A 765-nucleotide genomic window follows, 5' to 3' on the forward strand; every position below is an offset into this window, starting at 1 on the left:
GCAGGCGCGCCTGGCGCGGCGCCAGGGCGAGACGATCGTCACGCCGCATCCGCTGGAGGCGGCGCGCCTGCTCGGGATCGGCGCCGCCGAGGTCCAGGCCGACCGCATGAAGGCGGCGCGCGACCTGGCGCGCCGCTTCAATGCGGTCGCCGTGCTCAAGGGCTCGGGCACCGTCATCGCGGCCCAGGAAGGCTGCATGGCGCTCAACCCGACCGGCAACCCGGGCCTGGCCACGGGCGGCACCGGCGACGTGCTGGCGGGCGTCTGCGGCGCCCTGCTGGCCCAGGGCTGGCCGGCCTGGGAAGCGGCCGTCGGCGCGGTGTGGCTGCATGGCGCGGCGGCGGACCGGCTGGTCGAGGAAGGCGTCGGCCCGATCGGGATGACGGCCGGGGAATTGCCGGCGGCGATACGCAAGGTGCTGAACGGACTCGTGTCCGCGCGCTGAGCGTTCGTAGGGTGGGCACTCGTGCCCACGCGCTCTCGCCAGGTGCGCGCCGGTACGACCGCGTGGGCTCAAGAGCCCACCCTACAAAATCCCCAACGTTGCAGATTGAACCGCCCCGGCTTTCGTAGAGGCCGGTTAGTGTGAGTCAGGCCGGAAGAGCCTGACTGCTCAACTGCTTGTAATAGTTTGCCTCAGCTTCCGCCGGCGGTATATAGCCGAGCGGCTCCAGCAAGCGGTGGTGATTGAACCAGGAAACCCATTCCAGCGTGGCTAACTCAACGGCTTCACGTGTTTTCCAGGGGGCGCGGCGGTGGATTAAC

Annotated in this window: 1 protein-coding gene and 1 pseudogene; one reads left to right on the forward strand and one right to left on the reverse strand. The window is 69.8% G+C overall.

The features are described 5' to 3' along the window. Positions 1-445: ADP/ATP-dependent (S)-NAD(P)H-hydrate dehydratase (locus KVT32_RS27930; RefSeq protein ID WP_217619179.1), on the forward strand; the 445-nt coding region annotated here is incomplete at its 5' end. Between the two features lie 145 nt (positions 446-590). On the opposite strand, the pseudogene KVT32_RS27935 reads toward KVT32_RS27930, so the two are convergent. Continuing rightward, positions 591-765, reverse strand: a pseudogene (locus tag KVT32_RS27935) (IS3 family transposase); the annotation flags it as partial.

The sequence above is a fragment of the Achromobacter sp. GbtcB20 genome (assembly GCF_019091095.1).
Classification (GTDB): Bacteria; Pseudomonadota; Gammaproteobacteria; order Burkholderiales; family Burkholderiaceae_B; genus Achromobacter; species Achromobacter mucicolens.